Annotated in this window: 12 protein-coding genes; 1 reads left to right on the top strand and 11 read right to left on the bottom strand. The window is 71.6% G+C overall.

What is annotated here, in order from left to right; translation table 11 throughout:
* Positions 1-99: 99 nt before the first annotated feature.
* From tmk to OG627_RS19615, 8 genes are all read right to left on the bottom strand, one after another.
* Positions 100-3567: a dTMP kinase gene (tmk, locus tag OG627_RS19650; RefSeq protein WP_329066884.1), complete on the bottom strand. Its 3468-nt coding sequence runs from the start codon at positions 3565-3567 to the stop codon at positions 100-102.
* A 235-nt stretch (positions 3568-3802) separates the two neighbouring features.
* Positions 3803-6664: a type I DNA topoisomerase gene (topA, locus tag OG627_RS19645; RefSeq protein ID WP_329066883.1), complete on the bottom strand. Its 2862-nt coding sequence runs from the start codon at positions 6662-6664 to the stop codon at positions 3803-3805.
* Between the two features lie 389 nt (positions 6665-7053).
* Positions 7054-7251, bottom strand: a complete 198-nt coding sequence (locus tag OG627_RS19640) for a hypothetical protein (RefSeq protein ID WP_329066881.1) — start codon at positions 7249-7251, stop codon at positions 7054-7056.
* Positions 7252-7517: 266 nt separating this feature from the next.
* The gene (locus OG627_RS19635) at positions 7518-9023 is read right to left on the bottom strand and encodes a DUF7059 domain-containing protein (protein WP_329066879.1); all 1506 of its coding nucleotides are present in this window, start codon (positions 9021-9023) and stop codon (positions 7518-7520) included.
* Positions 9024-9136: 113 nt separating this feature from the next.
* Positions 9137-9736: a small secreted protein gene (locus OG627_RS19630; protein ID WP_329066877.1), complete on the bottom strand. Its 600-nt coding sequence runs from the start codon at positions 9734-9736 to the stop codon at positions 9137-9139.
* 242 nt (positions 9737-9978) lie between these two features.
* Complete coding sequence (locus OG627_RS19625) at positions 9979-12336, bottom strand: sodium-translocating pyrophosphatase (protein WP_329066875.1); 2358 nt, start codon at positions 12334-12336, stop codon at positions 9979-9981.
* Positions 12337-12667: 331 nt separating this feature from the next.
* Complete coding sequence (locus OG627_RS19620) at positions 12668-13120, bottom strand: ATP-binding protein (RefSeq protein ID WP_329066872.1); 453 nt, start codon at positions 13118-13120, stop codon at positions 12668-12670.
* Between the two features lie 98 nt (positions 13121-13218).
* Positions 13219-13572, bottom strand: coding sequence for an STAS domain-containing protein (locus OG627_RS19615; protein ID WP_329066869.1), 354 nt, complete (start codon positions 13570-13572; stop codon positions 13219-13221).
* Positions 13573-13651: 79 nt separating this feature from the next.
* Here OG627_RS19615 and OG627_RS19610 point away from each other — a divergent pair, with 79 nt between their 5' ends.
* Positions 13652-16195, top strand: coding sequence for a DEAD/DEAH box helicase (locus OG627_RS19610; RefSeq protein ID WP_329066867.1), 2544 nt, complete (start codon positions 13652-13654; stop codon positions 16193-16195).
* Here OG627_RS19610 and OG627_RS19605 read toward each other — a convergent pair.
* The 3 genes from OG627_RS19605 to OG627_RS19595 are packed head-to-tail and all read right to left on the bottom strand — an operon-like array spanning position 16083 to position 17192.
* Positions 16083-16529, bottom strand: a complete 447-nt coding sequence (locus OG627_RS19605) for an Rv3654c family TadE-like protein (protein WP_329066865.1) — start codon at positions 16527-16529, stop codon at positions 16083-16085. The genes OG627_RS19610 and OG627_RS19605 overlap by 113 nt on opposite strands.
* Entirely contained in the window at positions 16526-16987 is a 462-nt protein-coding gene (locus OG627_RS19600) for a TadE family type IV pilus minor pilin (protein ID WP_329066863.1), read from the bottom strand. Before OG627_RS19600 ends, OG627_RS19605 begins: the two co-directional genes overlap by 4 nt.
* Positions 16974-17192, bottom strand: coding sequence for a DUF4244 domain-containing protein (locus OG627_RS19595; RefSeq protein WP_443073508.1), 219 nt, complete (start codon positions 17190-17192; stop codon positions 16974-16976). The genes OG627_RS19600 and OG627_RS19595 overlap by 14 nt, the downstream gene beginning before the upstream one ends.
* Positions 17193-17206: the final 14 nt, after the last annotated feature.

Raw genomic sequence — 17206 nt, 5'->3', positions numbered from 1 at the left:
TCGGAATCCATTGTGGGGCCGGGGTCTGACATCCCGGCCCCACTGGCGTCAACACGCCACACTTGTTCGACCACAGATGTGGGGTCGAACAGACCGCCGCTACCGGCGGCGCCCGCCCTTGCCCTCGTCGTCGTTCTCGTCATGCGAGCCGAGCAGTTCGTCCGCCAGGGTCGGGAGATCGTCCAGCGGAGTCTCCTCCGCCCAGTCGGAACGCCGACGCGGGCGCTCCGGCTGCCGCCCAGGACTGGCCTCCGGGTCGATCTGCGGCAGCTCCCGGGTCCGCTCGTTGCCGCCTTCGGCGGGCGCCGGCCGGGCGTCGTCCCGGAAGAAGCCGCGCGGCACCCGGTCCGCCGGATCGGAGTTCCGTACGGGCGGGAGCACGGCGGTCTCGTCGGCCGCGCGGGCATCCCGCGAGCCACGCGCGTCCCGTGCGTCCCGGCCGTCCCGTGCGCCCTTCGCGTCCCGGCCGCCCGAACGGTTCCCGTCCCGCGGCTTCCCGTCCTGCGGCTTGTCGTCCCGCGACTCGTCGACCCGCGGCCTGTCGTCCCGTACCGGCGGGAACACCGCCGTCTCGGCGGCATCGGACGGACCCGCACCCGGCCGGGGCTCGGCCTTCGGGCGCAGGTTCTCCGGACGTACCGCCGGAACCTCCTGCGTCACATCATCGGGAGCGACCGTCCGCTTCCGGACGACCGGCGTGGGCACGGTCAGCTCGTTCGGCGAGTGGGCCGGCGGCTCCGGGTGCTCCGGGGACTCCGCTGCCGCCGCGGCGGCAGCGGCGGCGGCCGCCGACTCCTCAGCGACCCGGCGCGCCTCCTCCGCCCTGAGCAGGGCCTCCTCGGCCTTGCGCTGCTTCTCGCGGCGCCGTTCCTCGGCCTCCACGCGGAGCCTGGCCTCTTCCTTGGCCTGCTTCCGCAGCCGTTCCTGCTCGGCCTCGTACGCCCGCTCCTCGGCCTCGCGGCGCTTGCGCTCCTCCTCGGCCTTCCTGTGCTCCTCCTCGGCGCGCTGCCTGGCCTCCTCCGCCTGCCGCTCGGCCTCGCGCTGCCGGGCCTCCTCCAGCTCCCGGCGCTTGCGCTCCTCCTCCTCGGCACGGAGCTTGGCGAGCTGCGCCTCGCGCTCGCGCGCCAGCCGCTCCTCCTCCGCCTTGCGCGCCGCCTCTTCCTCGGCCTTGCGCCTGGCCTCCTCGATGGCGGCCCGGCGCGCCTCCTCCCGGGCCTCCACCTCGGCCTCGGAGAGCGGCAGCAACTGGTCGAGCCGGTGCCGCACGACCGTGGTGATCTCCTCCGGCAGCTGGCCGGCGTCCACGACGAGATAGCGCGCCGGATCGGCGGCGGCCAGAGTGAGGAAGCCGGTGCGCACCCGCTGATGGAACTCGGTGGGCTCGGACTCCAGCCGGTCGGGCGCTTCCGTGAAGCGCTCGCGCGCCGCCTCCGGGGAGACGTCGAGCAGCACGGTCAGATTCGGTACGAGTCCGTCCGTCGCCCAGCGCGAGATACGGGCGATCTCGGTCGGCGAGAGATCGCGGCCCGCGCCCTGATAGGCCACGGACGAGTCGATGTAGCGGTCCGAGATGACGATCGCACCGCGCTCCAGGGCGGGGCGCACGACGGAGTCGACGTGTTCGGCGCGGTCGGCCGCGTACAGCAGCGCCTCGGCGCGGTTCGACAGACCCGCGCTCGACACGTCCAGCAGGATCGAGCGGAGCCGCTTGCCGACCGGGGTGGCACCCGGCTCGCGCGTGACCACCACTTCGTGGCCCTTGGCCCGGATCCACGCCGCGAGCGCCTCGACCTGGGTGGTCTTGCCGGCGCCGTCGCCGCCTTCCAGCACGAGGAAGAAGCCGGTCCCGGCCGGGACCTGCGCCGGGTCGGCGCCGCCGCGCAGCGCGTCGCTCAGGTCACGGCGCAGCGGCACTCCGGACCGGTCGTCCGTCTTGGCGAGGACCACCGCAGCAAGCGGCAGCAGCAGCGCGCCGACCAGCATCAGGGTGAAGGCGGCGCCGTCGTGGGCGAAGACGAAGGTGCCGCTCGCGAGGCGGTGCGGGCCGATGGCCGCGGCGACGAGAGGGGCGATGACCACGCCGAGTGCGACGAAGGCCCTGACCACGGCGTGCAGGTGTTCGGTGACGCGCGGACGACGGGAGTCCTCGGTCTCCACGTCGATGAGAGCGTGGCCGGTGTTCGCCACCACACCGGCGGTGAAACCGGTGAGCAGCGCGAGGAGCAGCACCGTCGCCGTGTCGGGTACGAGCCCCATGGCCAGCAGCGCGACACCGGTGACCGCGATCGCCAGCGCGAACAGCCGCCGCCGCGAGAGCGCGGGCAGCACCTTGGCGGCGTTGCGGATGCCCAGCCCCGCACCGCCGGTCAGCGCGAGTACGAGGAGCGCGAAGGCGACGGGCCCGCCGCCGATGTCCTTGGCCTGGAGTACGGAGACGGCCACGGCGGCCGCGACGGCCGCCGCGATGGCGGCGCAGGCCAGCACGAGCAGCGGCACCGCGCCCGTACGGCCCTTGTCCCCGGCGGTCCCGGCCGCGGCGCCGCCGGGGCCCCGCAGCCCTTCGAGCGGGGAGCGCGGCCGGGGCGTGTGCCCGTCGGGCAGCTCCAGGAAGTACAGCGTGGAGACGGAAGCGGCGAACAGCCCCGCCGCGACATAGGAGCCCAGGGCCGCCTGATGCAGCGAGAACCAGTCGATGCCCGTGCCCAGCAGATTGCCGATCAGGGTGGCGACGAGCAGGACCGCCGCCGCGGCGGGCACCGCGAGGAACGTCGTGCGCTGGGAGAGCCTGCGCAGGGCGTCGAGGTGGTCGGGCAGCGGGCGCACCGCGGCGCCCTCCAGTGGAGGCGCGGGCAGCAGGGCCGGCGCGGCGCTCTCCTTGGCGACCGTCCAGAAGCGCTCGGCGACGCCGAGGACGAAGACGGTGCTGAGGAGGATCGGAAGGGCGCGCTCAGGGGTCCAGTCGAGCCACAGCGGCGCGACGATGAGCAGGCCGAGACGGAGTACGTCCGCGACGATCATCGTCCAGCGCCGGTCCAGCGGCCCGCCGTCCCGCTGCGGCTTCGCGGCCTTGCCCGAAGCCGCCGAAGCCGCCGGAGCACCCGGAGCCGCCGAAGCCGCCGGAGCGACCGATGCGCCGAAGAGGTTCGTCTCGCCGGAAGTCCCCGGAGCCGTCTTCTCCGCCGAGGTCGCGGGCTTCACCAGCCGTACCGGCTTGGCGGGCCGGGTACCGGTGCCGGGCGCGGTCAGCGCCGACAGCGGACCGAGGAGCACCGCTCCGAACAGCAGCGTCGCGAGGATTCGGGCGCCGAACACGGCGGCGACGGCGAACGCCGCGCCCCGGTATCCAGCACCGAACGAGCCCTCGGCGATCGCCGCCTGCAACGACAGCAGCAGAAGCACGAGTACGGCGAGTACGTCGCCGGTCCCGCCGGCGAACTGGGCGCCCCACAACCGCCGCAGCGGAGGAAGGCGCAACAAAGATCGTACGGCGCGCTCTCGTGAGTCTGCGGCAAGTGCGTCGGAGTCGGAGGTGGGGCTCACGACCGTTGGCTGCTCGGCTCGCGTCATCCGCCCAGCCTATCCGGCCCCACTGACTCCCCGACGCCCCCGTCCGAACATACGAACGTGTGACCCGGGGGATGGACCGGTCCACGGCGTGAACAGGCAGAACGGAGCGAGGCCCGGCGCGGTGCCGGGCCTCGCCCTCCGAACGTCGATCGCCAAAGAAAGCGCCGGGAAAGCGTCGGCAAATCGCCCGGCAACCGCCAGGAAGCCGCCGAAAACGAAAGCTTCTGGCTGTCGGCTAGCTGTCGGCGTTCGCCGCCGACGACTTGGCAGCCGTCTTCTTCGCCGTGCCCGTAGCCGTCTTGGCGGACGTCGTCTTCTTCGCGGTGGTCTTCTTCGCCGTCGCGGTCTTCGCCGCGGTCGTCTTCTTGGCCGCCGTCTTCTTCGCCGGGGCCTTCTTCGCGGGAGCCTTCTTCGCCGCCTTCTTGGCGGTCTTCTTGGCCGGCGCCTTCGCCCGCTTCTCCGCGAGCAGCTCGTAACCCCGCTCCGGAGTGATCGCCTCGACGCTGTCGTCGGTCCGCAGGGTCGCGTTCGTCTCGCCGTCCGTGACGTACGGGCCGAAGCGGCCGTCCTTCACCACGACGGGACGTTCGCTCACCGGGTCCGTGCCCAGCTCCTTCAGCGGCGGCTTGGCCGCCGCGCGCCCGCGCTGCTTGGGCTGGGCGTAGATCGCCAGCGCCTCGTCCAGCGTGATGTCGAAGAGCTGGTCCTCGGCCGTCAGCGACCGCGAATCGGTGCCCTTCTTGAGATACGGGCCGTACCGGCCGTTCTGCGCCGTGATCTCGACGCCCTCGGCGTCCTTGCCCACCACGCGCGGCAGCGACATCAGCTTGAGCGCGTCGGCGAGCGTGACCGTGTCCAGGGTCATCGACTTGAACAGCGAGGCGGTACGGGGCTTGACCGCGTTCTTGCCGGTCTTCGGCGTGCCGTCCGGCAGGATCTCGGTCACGTACGGGCCGTACCGGCCGTCCTTGGCGACGATCTGGTGGCCGCTTTCCGGGTCGGTGCCCAGCTCGAAGTCGCCGCTCGGCTTGGCGAGCAGCTCCTCCGCGTACTCCACCGTCAGCTCGTCGGGGGCCAGCTCCTCGGGCACATCGGCCCGCTGGTGGCCCTCTTCGTCCTTCTCACCACGCTCGACGTACGGTCCGTAGCGCCCGACGCGGAGCATGATCCCGTCCCCGATGGGGAACGAGGAGATCTCCTTGGCGTCGATCGCGCCGAGGTCAGTGACGAGTTCCTTGAGACCGCCGAGGTGGTCCCCGTCGCCGTTGCCCGCGCTCGAAGCGGCGCCGGCGCGGTCGTCGCCCTCACCGAAGTAGAAGCGCCTCAGCCACGGCACGGCCTGGGCCTCGCCCTGGGCGATCCGGTCGAGGTCGTCCTCCATCTTGGCCGTGAAGTCGTAGTCGACCAGCCGGCCGAAGTGGGTCTCCAGCAGGTTGACCACGGCGAAGGAGAGGAAGGACGGGACGAGCGCCGTGCCCTTCTTGAAGACGTAGCCGCGGTCGAGGATGGTGCCGATGATCGAGGCGTAGGTCGACGGACGGCCGATCTCGCGCTCTTCCAACTCCTTGACCAGCGAGGCTTCGGTGTAGCGGGCCGGCGGCTTGGTGGCGTGCCCGTCGACCGAGACCTCCTCGGCGGAGAGCGCGTCGCCCTCGGCGACCTGCGGCAGCCTGCGCTCGCGGTCGTCCAGCTCGGCGTTCGGGTCGTCGGCGCCTTCGACGTACGCCTTCATGAAGCCGTGGAAGGTGATCGTCTTGCCGGAGGCGGAGAATTCCGCGTCCCGGCCGTCGCTCGACCTGCCGCCGATCTTGACGGTGACGCTGTTGCCGACCGCGTCCTTCATCTGGGAGGCGACGGTCCGCTTCCAGATCAGCTCGTACAGCCGGAACTGGTCGCCGCTCAGCCCGGTCTCCGCGGGGGTACGGAAGCGGTCGCCCGAGGGACGGATCGCCTCGTGCGCCTCCTGCGCGTTCTTGACCTTCCCGGCGTACGTGCGCGGCTTGTCCGGCAGGTAGCTCGCGCCGTACAACTGCGTGACCTGCGCCCGGGCGGCCGAGACGGCGGTGTCGGAGAGGGTGGTGGAATCCGTACGCATGTAGGTGATGAAGCCGTTCTCGTACAGCTTCTGCGCGACCTGCATCGTGGACTTCGCCCCGAAGCCCAGCTTGCGCGACGCCTCCTGCTGGAGGGTCGTCGTGCGGAAGGGCGCGTACGGGGAGCGGCGGTACGGCTTGGACTCGACCGAGCGGACGGCGAAGGAGGCGTTCGCCAGCGCGGTCGCCAGCGCCCGCGCGTTCTCCTCGTCCAGATGGAGCACCTGGTCGGACTTGAGCCGGCCGTCGGGACCGAAGTCGCGGCCCTGGGCGACACGCCGGCCGTCGACGGAGTTCAGCCGGGCGACCAGCGAGGACGGATCCGAGGCGTCGCCCGCGCGGCCGGTGGAGAACGTGCCGGTCAGGTCCCAGTACTCGGCGGAGCGGAACGCGATGCGCTCACGCTCGCGCTCGACGACGAGCCGGGTCGCGACGGACTGGACGCGGCCCGCGGACAGGCCGCGCATGACCTTCTTCCACAGCACCGGCGAGACCTCGTACCCGTACAGCCGGTCGAGGATGCGGCGGGTCTCCTGGGCGTCGACCATCCGCGTGTTCAGCTCGCGCGGATTGGCGACGGCGGCCCTGATCGCGTCCTTGGTGATCTCGTGGAAGACCATCCGGTGGACCGGGACCTTGGGCTTCAGCACTTCCTGGAGGTGCCACGCGATGGCTTCGCCCTCGCGGTCCTCATCAGTGGCGAGGTACAGCTCGTCGGACTCGGCCAGCAGCTCCTTGAGCTTTCTGACCTGGGACTTCTTGTCGGCGTTGACGACGTAGATCGGCTGGAAGTCGTTCTCGACGTCGACGCCGAGCCGGCGCACCTCACCCGTGTACTTCTCGGGCACCTCGGCGGCCCCGTTCGGGAGGTCACGGATGTGCCCGACGCTCGCCTCGACGACATAGCCAGGGCCGAGGTAGCCCTTGATCGTCTTCGCCTTGGCGGGCGACTCGACGATGACGAGTCGACGGCCGCCGTGTGCGGTCTCGCTGGTCGGGGACAACTTCGCTCTTCTCTCCGGTCGACGCTCGGTGGGCCCGTACGGGAGTACGGCAGTGCGGTACGGCGGGGCCGGGTGCGGCCCAGCGGTGACGCTGCTTCGCTGCGGAGTGTGACGGTACAACCCGCCCCCGTGTCAAACGGCAAAAGCCCGCAGCGGCCACTCGAACGGTAACCCGACTCCGGGCGTTCCTGCCGCCCGGACCCCCGTGCCCGTCGCGTCGCACCGTACGGCGGGCGATTCCGCGTGGGCGCGCCGAGGCCACCGGCGGAGCGGACCGCCAGGCCGGTCCCCCGCAGGTCCCGCCCAGGTCCGGGGCCCTGTCGGGGCCGTCCGGCCGGGCGGTTCGATCATGGTCGGGAGGTTCCGGTACGGCCCGCCGGACGTTTGGATCACATACGTCCGAAGCACCACACGCCGAGGGCGAGAAAGACCACGCCCGAGAGTGTCGCGCTGATGAGGGACGCCGAGGGCCGGACCCCGAGGGCCACCGGCTCGCGGTGCAGGACGCGCGCTCCCGTCCACAGCAGGAGCCCGGCGCCGAACAGCGCGAACGTCGTTCCCGCGAAGATCGCCGGCCCACTCTCCATCGGTCCGCCCCCGTCCTCCGTGGCGCCCGCCTCGGGGCGCCGAGATCTCTCGAAGGCCGAGGCTGGCACCCCGGGGCGTCACCGGCGCGAACGCCGGGTGAACGACGCACGCGGATTGCCCCCGCCGCGCGGGTCGTCCCCGCCCACGCGCCCCCGCGCCGGGGCTCCCGAGGTCAGGGCGGCACGGGCGGGACGGCGACACGGCAAGGCGGGCGGCGGCGACGCAGCCTGCCGGCGCGGCTCCCCCCGTCAGCGCGGCTTCGCCATCAGCGCGGCTCCGGAACCGGCTCCAGGAAGCCCTCCTCCACCAGCAGCCGGATCGCCTGCGGCGTACGGTCGCGGAGCAGCACCGCGTCCTCCCCCGTCAGCTGCGCGATCGCGTCCAGAATCCGCCCGGCGCTCAGGGTCCCGTCGCAGACTCCCGCGAACCCCGCCCCGACCGTGTCGACCTTGGTCGCCCGGCGCATGCCACGGTTCTGACGGAGCACCACATGCTCCGGGTCCTCGGCCCCCGGCAGCCCGACCTGCTCCTGGACCACCTCGGGCGCCAGCGTGAAATGGCCGGCGAGGAGCGCGGCGTCGTCGTGCGTCCGCAGATAGTCCTGCCGCTCGAAATGCGCCCGGACGGTCGGGCCGAGCGGCTGCTCCACCGGGTGGGGCCACTCCTCCGCGACGACCGAGGGCCGCTCGCTGTCCGCTTTCCTGAGCGTGATCCAGCCGAACCCCACCGCTTTGGTGCCGCGCGCCTCGAACTCGTCCAGCCAGGCTTCGTACCGCGCGGCGTACGCCTCCGGGTCGCCCCGGTGGTCACCGCTGTCGCGCAGCCACAGCTCGGCGTACTGCGTGATGTCCTGGACCTCGCGCTGCACGATCCAGGCGTCGCAGCCGCGCGGCACCCAGGAGCGCAGCCGGTCCTGCCACTCCTCCCCCTCCACGTGCTGCCAGTTGGCGAGGAAGTGGGCGAACCCGCCCGCGTTCAGCCGCTCGCCCGCCTGCTGAACGAGCGTGCGGCACAGATCGTCCCCGCCCATCCCGCCGTCCCGGTAGGTGAGCCGGGCGCCGGGGGAGATCACGAACGGCGGGTTGGAGACGATCAGGTCGTACGTCTCGTCCGCGACCGGCTCGAACAGCGAGCCCTCGCGCAGCTCGGCGGGCGGCGCGTCGGAGAGGGCGAGGGTCAGCCGGGTGAAGCCGAGCGCCCGCGGGTTGAGATCGGTGGCGGTGACCCGGGTGGCGTGCTGGGCGGCGTGCAGCGCCTGGATGCCGGAGCCTGCGCCGAGGTCCAGCGCGCTGCTCACGGGCGTACGGACCGTGAGCCCGGCCAGGGTCGTGGAGGCGCCGCCGACGCCGAGCACCACGCCCTCGCCGTGGCCGCTCGCGCCCGAGGCGCCGCCGACGGCGCAGCCCAGGTCGGAGACGATGAACCAGTCCTGCCCCTCGGGTCCGCCGTACGGCCGTACGTCCACCGTGGCGCGGACCCCCTCCCCGTCCCGTACGACCCAGCCGTCGGCCAGCGCCTCGTCCAGCGGCAGCGCGGCGCGCGCCGCCGCGTGCGGGACGGAACCCTGGAGAAGGAAGAGGCGTACGAGCGTTTCGAGCGGGGTGTCGCCGCGGGTGGCGCGCAGCGCGGGCACGGTCTCGCTGCGGGCCAGCGCGGCGTAGGCGGAGGCACCGAGCAGGTCCAGCAGACCGTCGGCGGTGAAGTCGGCGGCGAGCAGGGCCGCGCGGAGTCGGGACGAGTGGTCGGACGCGGGAAGGCTGGTCGTACTCACCCGCCCATTGTGGCCGCTCCCACTGACAACGGCCCGCGGCCCGGCTCCCGATTCGGGGGCCGGGCCGCGGATTTCACCTGCGGTGGGATGCGGTGGGGTGGGATCGGAGCCCGTCAGGACTCGCTGCCGGCCGCCGTCGGGGAGCTGGAGGCGCCCGTCGAGGCCGTCGGCTTCTGGCAGCCGGGCTGCCGGGCCATGGCCTTGCCGACATCACCCGACTGAAGGCGCTGGAGGGCCTTGTCACCGCTCGTGCCGAGCTTCTCCAGCTCGTCCGCGACGCCCTTGAGACCGTCGGCGAACTTCGCCTGGTCCTTCGTGTCGAGCGCATCGACCTTGGTCTTGAGGCCCGCGTACGCCGTCGAGGTGGCGTTCAGCTCCTTGACGGCCTCCTGCTGGGTCTTCTCGCCCTCGTCGCCGGGCGGGGCGCCCGCGCTGTCCACGGCGGTGCCCAGCGCCTTGTACGCCTGGGAAATCGACTGGAAGGCGGCGGAATCGGTCTCCTGAACCTCGGCGGGCTTGCTGCGGTCCGAGGTGGCCTGCTGAATCGAGGTATTGGCACTCGCGATCTTCGTCAGCTGCGGCTGAACCTGATCACAGACCTTCTTCGCCCAGTTGTTCACCTTGCTGTCAGTGTCGTCGCCACCACTGCAGCCGGACAGCGCCATGAGCAGTACCGCACCGCCGGACAGCGCGGCCACAAGCTTCTTGTTCACCGGTTGGGTCCCTTCCAAGGCTCTCGGCCCCGGAACATACACGCCGAGGGGGTGCCAACCACGCGCCGGACGTCCGATCCGTATGCTATTGCAGCCATTTGCACCAAGGGAGAGACACCTCACGCTCACCGTGCGTTCCGCCCGGCGCGAACAGGGGCGGAACAGAGGCGGGTGGGGCGGACTTCGTCCCGGTCCACCCCACCCGCCCCGCCCCGCCCGGTGCTACATCGCGGGCGACGGACTCATGACACCGGCACGCTGTCGTCCACCGTGACCGAGCGCCGCTTGGACACGTACACCGCCCCGATGATGACGAGGAGGGCGAGGACCGCCACCAGGGCCCGGAGTCCCGCGTTGGCGTCGGCGCCGTAACTGAACTGCACGACCGCCGGGGCGATGAGCAGCGCCACCAGGTTCATCACCTTCAGCAGCGGGTTGATGGCGGGGCCCGCCGTGTCCTTGAACGGGTCCCCGACGGTGTCTCCGATGACCGTGGCGGCGTGGGCGTCGCTGCCCTTGCCGCCGTGGTGGCCGTCCTCGACCAGCTTCTTGGCGTTGTCCCAGGCGCCGCCGGAGTTGGCGAGGAAGACGGCCATCAGCGTGCCGGTGCCGATCGCGCCCGCCAGGAAGGACCCGAGCGCCCCTACTCCGAGCGAGAATCCCACCGCGATGGGGGTGAGGACGGCGAGCAGACCGGGGGTGGCCAGCTCGCGGAGCGCGTCCTTGGTACAGATGTCGACGACACGGCCGTATTCGGGCTTCTCCGTGTAGTCCATGATGCCGGGGTGCTCGCGGAACTGGCGCCGCACCTCGTAGACCACGGAACCGGCCGACCGCGAGACCGCGTTGATCGCCAGTCCGGAGAAGAGGAAGACCACGGCCGAGCCGACGATCAGCCCCACCAGGTTGTTGGGCTGCGAGATGTCCAGACTGAGCGTCAGCCCGCCCACCCCGGTGCCCACATCGGCCACGGCGGTGGCGATGGCGTCCCGGTACGAGCCGAAGAGCGCCGCCGCCGCGAGTACGGCCGTGGCGATGGCGATGCCCTTGGTGATGGCCTTCGTGGTGTTGCCGACCGCGTCGAGGTCGGTGAGCACCTGCGCGCCCGCGCCCTGGACGTCGCCGGACATCTCGGCGATGCCCTGGGCGTTGTCGGAGACCGGGCCGAAGGTGTCCATGGCGACGATGACGCCGACGGTGGTGAGCAGCCCCGTACCGGCCAGCGCCACCGCGAAGAGGGCGAGCATGATCGACGTACCGCCGAGCAGGAACGCCCCGTACACCGCAAGCCCGATCAGCAGCGCCGTGTAGACGGCCGATTCGAGGCCGATGGCGATGCCAGCGAGGACCACCGTGGCGGGGCCGGTCAGGGCCGATTTCCCGATGTCCCTGACCGGGCGCCGGGTGGTCTCGGTGAAGTATCCGGTCAACTGCTGGATCAGCGCGGCGAGGACGATGCCGATGGCGACCGCGACCAGCGCGAACACCCTCGGATCGCCGGGGTGGCCGAGGATCGCGCGGTCGCTCACCCCGTCCAGCTCGGCGTAGGTGGACGGCAGGTAGACGAAGACCGCCACGGCCACCAGGACGAGCGAGATCGCGGCGGAGATGAAGAAGCCGCGGTTGATGGCCGTCATGCCGCTGCGGTCGGTGCGGCGCGGGGAGACCGCGAAGATCCCGATCATCGCGGTGATCACGCCGATCGCCGGAACGATCAGCGGGAAGGCCAGCCCGAAGTCCCCGAACGCCGCCTTGCCGAGGATGAGCGCGGCGACCAGCGTCACGGCGTACGACTCGAAGAGGTCGGCGGCCATGCCGGCGCAGTCGCCGACGTTGTCGCCCACGTTGTCCGCGATGGTGGCGGCGTTGCGTGGATCGTCCTCGGGGATGCCCTTCTCCACCTTGCCGACCAGATCGGCTCCGACATCGGCGGCCTTGGTGAAGATGCCGCCGCCGACACGCATGAACATGGCGATGAGGGCGGCCCCGAGCCCGAAGCCCTCCAGCACCTTGGGGGCGTCGGCCGCGTAGACCAGGACCACGCACGAGGCACCGAGCAGTCCGAGCCCCACCGTGATCATGCCGACCACGCCACCCGTTCGGAACGCGATCTTCATGGCTTTGTGGGAAACCGTGGTCAGATCCTTTTCCGGCTCGCCCTCCGCCGGTGTCGCCTCCCGCGCGGCGGCGGCCACCCGCACATTGCTGCGTACGGCGAGACGCATGCCGATGTAACCGGTGGCCGCCGAAAAGAACGCACCCACCAGGAAGAACATCGAACGTCCCGCGCGCTGCGACCAGTTGTCCGCCGGTAACAGCATCAGCAGAAAGAACACCACGAAGGCGAAGACTCCGAGGGTACGCAACTGACGCGCCAGATAGGCATTGGCGCCTTCCTGTACAGCCGCCGCGATCTCTTTCATGGAACTGGTGCCCTCGTCGGCGGCCAGTACCTGGCGCACCAGCAGTTGGGCGACGAACAGGGCCGCCAGCGCGACGACCGCGATGACGATCACGATCAGCCGGTTGCCGTCGGTGAGTACCGCGGTCGCGAGAGAAGTGGGGTGCTCGGACAGGTGTGGATGGAAGTGCCCCGCCATTCGTCCTCCTTGACGCTCAGCGTTCAAGATGGACGGATTGTAGGGAGCCGGAACCGATCAAAACAGAGCACGCCACAGGACAGCGTCATTGATGAATGATCAATAACCCGGGAATTTCATCGGGAAATGAGGAAAGACCCTGCTCGGCAGGGTCTTTCTCAAGATCGGAAGGATCTTTCCGAAGAATCGATCACGCGAAGAGATCGCGGGAACGGATCATTCGCCCGGCATCGGACGGACGCAACCGGACGACGCAACCGGACGGACGCAACCAGTCGGGACATGAACCGGTCGGGCATGAACCGGCCGGCCCCCATCAGGGCAGACATGATCAGGGGAGCGTGACGGCCGGCGTGGTGGGCCAGCTCATCCGGATGACGCCACCGTCGGCATCGGAGGTGACTTCCACATCGTCGACGAGGCCGCTGATGACCGCGAGGCCCATCTCGTCCTCGCCCTCCGCGTCACTCTCGTGGAGGCCGTCCGACGAGGCTCCGTCGCCACCGGACGATTCCCCGGCGCCGCCGCCCGAGCCGGACACCCCGTCGCCGACCTCGATGGAGAAAACCTTCTCCTCCTCGGTCAGGACGACCCGCACCGGGGCGGTGATGCCATGCCCCCGGTGCAGCCCGACAGCTCGGCTGCACGCCTCACCGACGGCGAGTCTGACCTCGTCCAACACAGCCTCATCGACGCCCGCCCGACGAGCCACGGCAGCGGCCACCAGACGGGCCGTCCTGACGTGTTCGGGCTGGGCGCTGAAGCGGAGTTCAACGGTGGCCATGCGATCCCCCTCGAACGTACGAGCGTGCGAACTCACAGGCTCGGGCATCCGGGCGTGGCGCCCGGTGCCTCTGCCTCTTCCTCCGGAAGGCCGCGACCTCAGTCGGTGGCGTTCACGGCCTCGTCGACCGAGTTGTGGATCGGGAACACCTTGGTCAGACCGGTGATCCGGAAGATCTTGAGAATGCGCTCCTGGTTGCAGACCAGACGCAGCGAGCCCTCATGGGCACGCACACGCTTCAGTCCGCCCACGAGCACGCCCAGACCGGTCGAGTCCAGGAAGTCCACGCCCTCCATGTCCACTACCAGGTGGTAGCTGCCGTCGTTCACCAACTCGACCAACTGCTCGCGCAGCTTGGGCGCGGTATACACATCAATCTCGCCACCGACCTCGACGACCGTACGGTCGCCACCAGGGCCGGACACATTGCGAGTCGACAGGGACAGGTCCACGGATCCTCCAGCACCTTGCTATCGAGCGGTCGCCCCTCGGGTCTCCCCGACGGAGCCTGGGGACGTATCGCCAGCCGCGTTGGCATTCAATCACTTACCAGCAGTCATGCACGACGCCTTCGGACCATTGTCCGTCACACCAGTGACAGACTCGGTGCCGATGGCAACGAATCAGCGCCCCGGTGGACGCCCGGAGAGCGGGGGCGACAGCCCCTCCCCCAGAACGATCCTGGACCGGCTCGCCACGGGGGCGGGCCGCGCTGCGCGCATCACCCATACGGAGCACCTGCCCCCGCGTGAGGGACGTCATGCGGTCTGGCCCGATCGCATCCGCCCGGAAGTGATCAACGCCATTCGGCTGGCCGGGATCGACCATCCGTGGACCCATCAGGCGCAGGCCGCCGAGCACGCCCTCGACGGCGAGTCCGTCGTCATCGCCACGGGGACCGCGTCCGGCAAGTCCCTGGCCTACCTGGCGCCCGTGCTCTCCACCCTCCTCGACGGCTCGGAGGCCGCCAACGGCCGGGGTACGACCGCGCTCTACCTGGCCCCGACGAAGGCCCTCGCCGCCGACCAGCGCCGCGCCGTCAAAGCGCTCGCGACGCCACTGGGCAACGGCGTGCGCCCCGCCGTCTACGACGGGGACACCCCCGTCGAGGAACGCGAGTGGGTCCGCCAGTACGCCAACTACGTACTCACCAACCCCGACATGCTCCACCGGGGCATCCTGCCGTCCCACCCCCGCTGGGCCTCCTTCCTGCGCTCGCTGCGCTATGTCGTCATCGACGAGTGCCACACCTACCGGGGCGTCTTCGGCTCCCACGTGGCACAGGTGCTGCGGCGGCTGCGCCGCGTCTGCGCGCGGTACGGGGCGGAGCCGGTCTTCCTGCTCGCCTCGGCCACCGCCGCCGAGCCCGCCCGGTCCGCGGGCCGGCTCACCGGTCTGCCCGTCCACGAGGTCGCCGACGACGCCTCCCCCCGGGGCGAACTGGTGTTCGCGCTCTGGGAGCCGCCCCTCACCGACCTGCACGGGGAGAAGGGCGCCCCCGTCCGCCGCAGCGCCACCGCCGAGACCGCCGACCTCCTCACCGACCTGACCGTCCAGGGCGTCCGTACCGTCGCCTTCGTACGCTCCCGGCGCGGCGCCGAACTCGTCTCGGTCATCGCCCAGGAGCGCCTGGCCGAGGTCGACCGCTCACTGGCCCGCCGGGTCGCCGCCTATCGCGGCGGCTATCTTCCCGAGGAGCGCCGCGCCCTGGAGAACGCCCTGCACTCCGGCGAGCTGCTCGGCCTGGCCGCCACCACCGCCCTGGAGCTGGGCATCGACGTCTCGGGTCTGGGCGCCGTCGTCATCGCGGGCTACCCGGGCACCCGCGCCTCACTGTGGCAGCAGGCCGGCCGGGCGGGCCGCTCGGGCCAGGGCGCGCTGGCCGTCCTGGTCGCGCGGGACGACCCGCTGGACACCTTCCTCGTCCACCACCCCGAGGCGCTGTTCCGTCAGCCCGTCGAGTCGACCGTCCTCGATCCCGACAACCCCTATGTGCTCGCCCCCCATCTGTGTGCCGCCGCCGCCGAACTTCCGCTCACCGAGGCCGATCTGACGCTCTTCGGCCCAGAGGCCCCCGGCCTCCTCCCGCAACTGGAGGCGGCGGGGCTGCTGCGGCGCCGCGCCTCCGGCTGGTACTGGACCCGCCGTCAGCGGGCCGCCGACCTCGCCGACATCCGGGGCGAGGGCGGCCGTCCCGTCCAGATCGTCGAGGCGGGTACGGGCCGGCTGCTGGGCACCGTCGACGAAGCCGCCTCCCACACCGCCGTCCACGAAGGCGCCGTCCACCTCCACCAGGGCCGTACCTACCTGGTGAGGCAGCTGGATCTCACCGACTCGGTCGCCCTCGTGGAAGAGGCGGTCCCGCCGTACTCCACCACCGCCCGCGACACCACCGCCATCTCCGTCCTCGAAACCGACACCGAGGTCCCGTGGGGCGAGGGCCGTCTCTGCTACGGCTCCGTCGAAGTCACCAACCAGGTCGTCTCCTTCCTGCGCCGCAGGCTCATCACCGGCGAAGTGCTCGGCGAGAGCAAACTGGATCTGCCGCCACGGACCCTGCGCACCCGGGCCGTGTGGTGGACGGTCACCGAGGACCAGCTCGACGCGGCCCGGGTCAACCCCGAGCAGCTGGGCGGCGCGCTGCACGCCGCCGAGCACGCCTCCATCGGGATGCTGCCCCTCTTCGCCACCTGCGACCGCTGGGACATCGGGGGCGTCTCCGTGCCCCTGCATCCCGACACGCTGCTGCCGACGGTCTTCGTGTACGACGGCCACCCGGGCGGCGCGGGCTTCGCCGAGCGGGCCTTCCGGACAGCCCGTGAGTGGCTCACCGCCACCCGCGAGGCCATCGCCTCCTGCGAGTGCGAGGCGGGCTGTCCCTCCTGCGTCCAGTCGCCCAAGTGCGGCAACGGCAACGAACCCCTGCACAAACGCGGTGCCGTGCGCCTGCTGACCGAGCTGCTCAAGTCGGCCCCCGAGGAGGCGAAGCCGGTGGAGAAGCCGAAGGACGAGGCGGCGGTGGACGAGGCGGCGGCAGCGGACCTGGAGGGTCCGGTGGACCCGCCCGGGCCCTGACCATGGGCGCGTACGGCCCGAAGGCGGCGCGCGCCGTGACGTCGGAGATCTCCCCGCTCAGGGCGCACCGCACCACCTCACCGCCCTGGGCGGCCGCCACCTCCGCCGCCCGGCGGCACGCCTCGGCCGGTCCGGCGAGCGCGTGGTCCGCCGCCGCGAGCGCGGCCAGGTCGGCCACCGCGCCCGCCCGGTGCCGGGCGGCGACCGCCTGTCCCATGGCGAGCACCACCGCGAACACCGCGCACATCGTGGTCGCCGCCATGGCCACCCACACCGTCGCGGACCCCCGGTCCCCAGTGTTCCCAGCCCTGCTCGCGGCTCTGCTCCCGGTCATGGAGCCACCCCCACGGCCGGGCCTTCCGCTCCCGCCCCCAGGGCATCGGGAGCGTCCTCCGCCGACGCGACGGCCTGGGCCGTGAGCGTCAACGCCAGCGCCCCGGGCCCCGGCGTCGGCGCTTCCACCCGCACCCGCCACAGACCGCCTGTACGCCCCAGAGTGACCCTGGCACCCGCCGGGGCGGCCGAGCGGGCGACGGCCATCGCGGCGGCCTCCGGCTCCGACCTGGCCACCGCACGGGCCCCCGCACGCGCCGCGTCCACGCACTGGATCTGCGCGGAGGCCGCCGTCAGCGCCCAGACCAGGGCCATGGTGAACACCACCAGCGCCGGCACCGCCACGGCCGCCTCCGCCGTCACCGACCCCCGGTCGCCCCGGCGGCCGGCGCGTCCCACGGCCGAGAGGCCCGGCCCCTCGGCATCGGCACTCGCCCTTCCGTGCTCAGAACTGCGCATCGAGCGCCTTCCCGATGAGCGACTGCAATGCTCCGGACACGGGACCGCTCGTCACCACCTTGTACAGCACCGCCGCGAAGGCACAGGCGGCGATCGTCCCGACCGCGTACTCGGAAGTAGTCATTCCCGTATCGGCACCGAACCGGCGCGCCCATGCCCGGCGCGCTCGTCGCGTCTTCCTCCACATCCGCACGCACATCCGCATGTCGGCCTCCCGTT

Source organism: Streptomyces sp. NBC_01429 (genome assembly GCF_036231945.1).
Classification (GTDB): Bacteria; Actinomycetota; Actinomycetes; order Streptomycetales; family Streptomycetaceae; genus Streptomyces.
This window is presented reverse-complemented; position numbering and strand designations above follow the sequence as displayed.

Coding starts and splice junctions, on each gene's coding strand:
- tmk (WP_329066884.1), bottom strand. CDS start 3,567: ATGACGCGAGCCGAGCAGCCAACGGTCGTGAGCCCCACCTCCGACTCC.
- OG627_RS19640 (WP_329066881.1), bottom strand. CDS start 7,251: ATGGAGAGTGGGCCGGCGATCTTCGCGGGAACGACGTTCGCGCTGTTC.
- OG627_RS19625 (WP_329066875.1), bottom strand. CDS start 12,336: ATGGCGGGGCACTTCCATCCACACCTGTCCGAGCACCCCACTTCTCTC.
- OG627_RS19620 (WP_329066872.1), bottom strand. CDS start 13,120: ATGGCCACCGTTGAACTCCGCTTCAGCGCCCAGCCCGAACACGTCAGG.
- OG627_RS19605 (WP_329066865.1), bottom strand. CDS start 16,529: ATGACCGGGAGCAGAGCCGCGAGCAGGGCTGGGAACACTGGGGACCGG.
- OG627_RS19600 (WP_329066863.1), bottom strand. CDS start 16,987: ATGCGCAGTTCTGAGCACGGAAGGGCGAGTGCCGATGCCGAGGGGCCG.
- OG627_RS19595 (WP_443073508.1), bottom strand. CDS start 17,192: ATGCGGATGTGCGTGCGGATGTGGAGGAAGACGCGACGAGCGCGCCGG.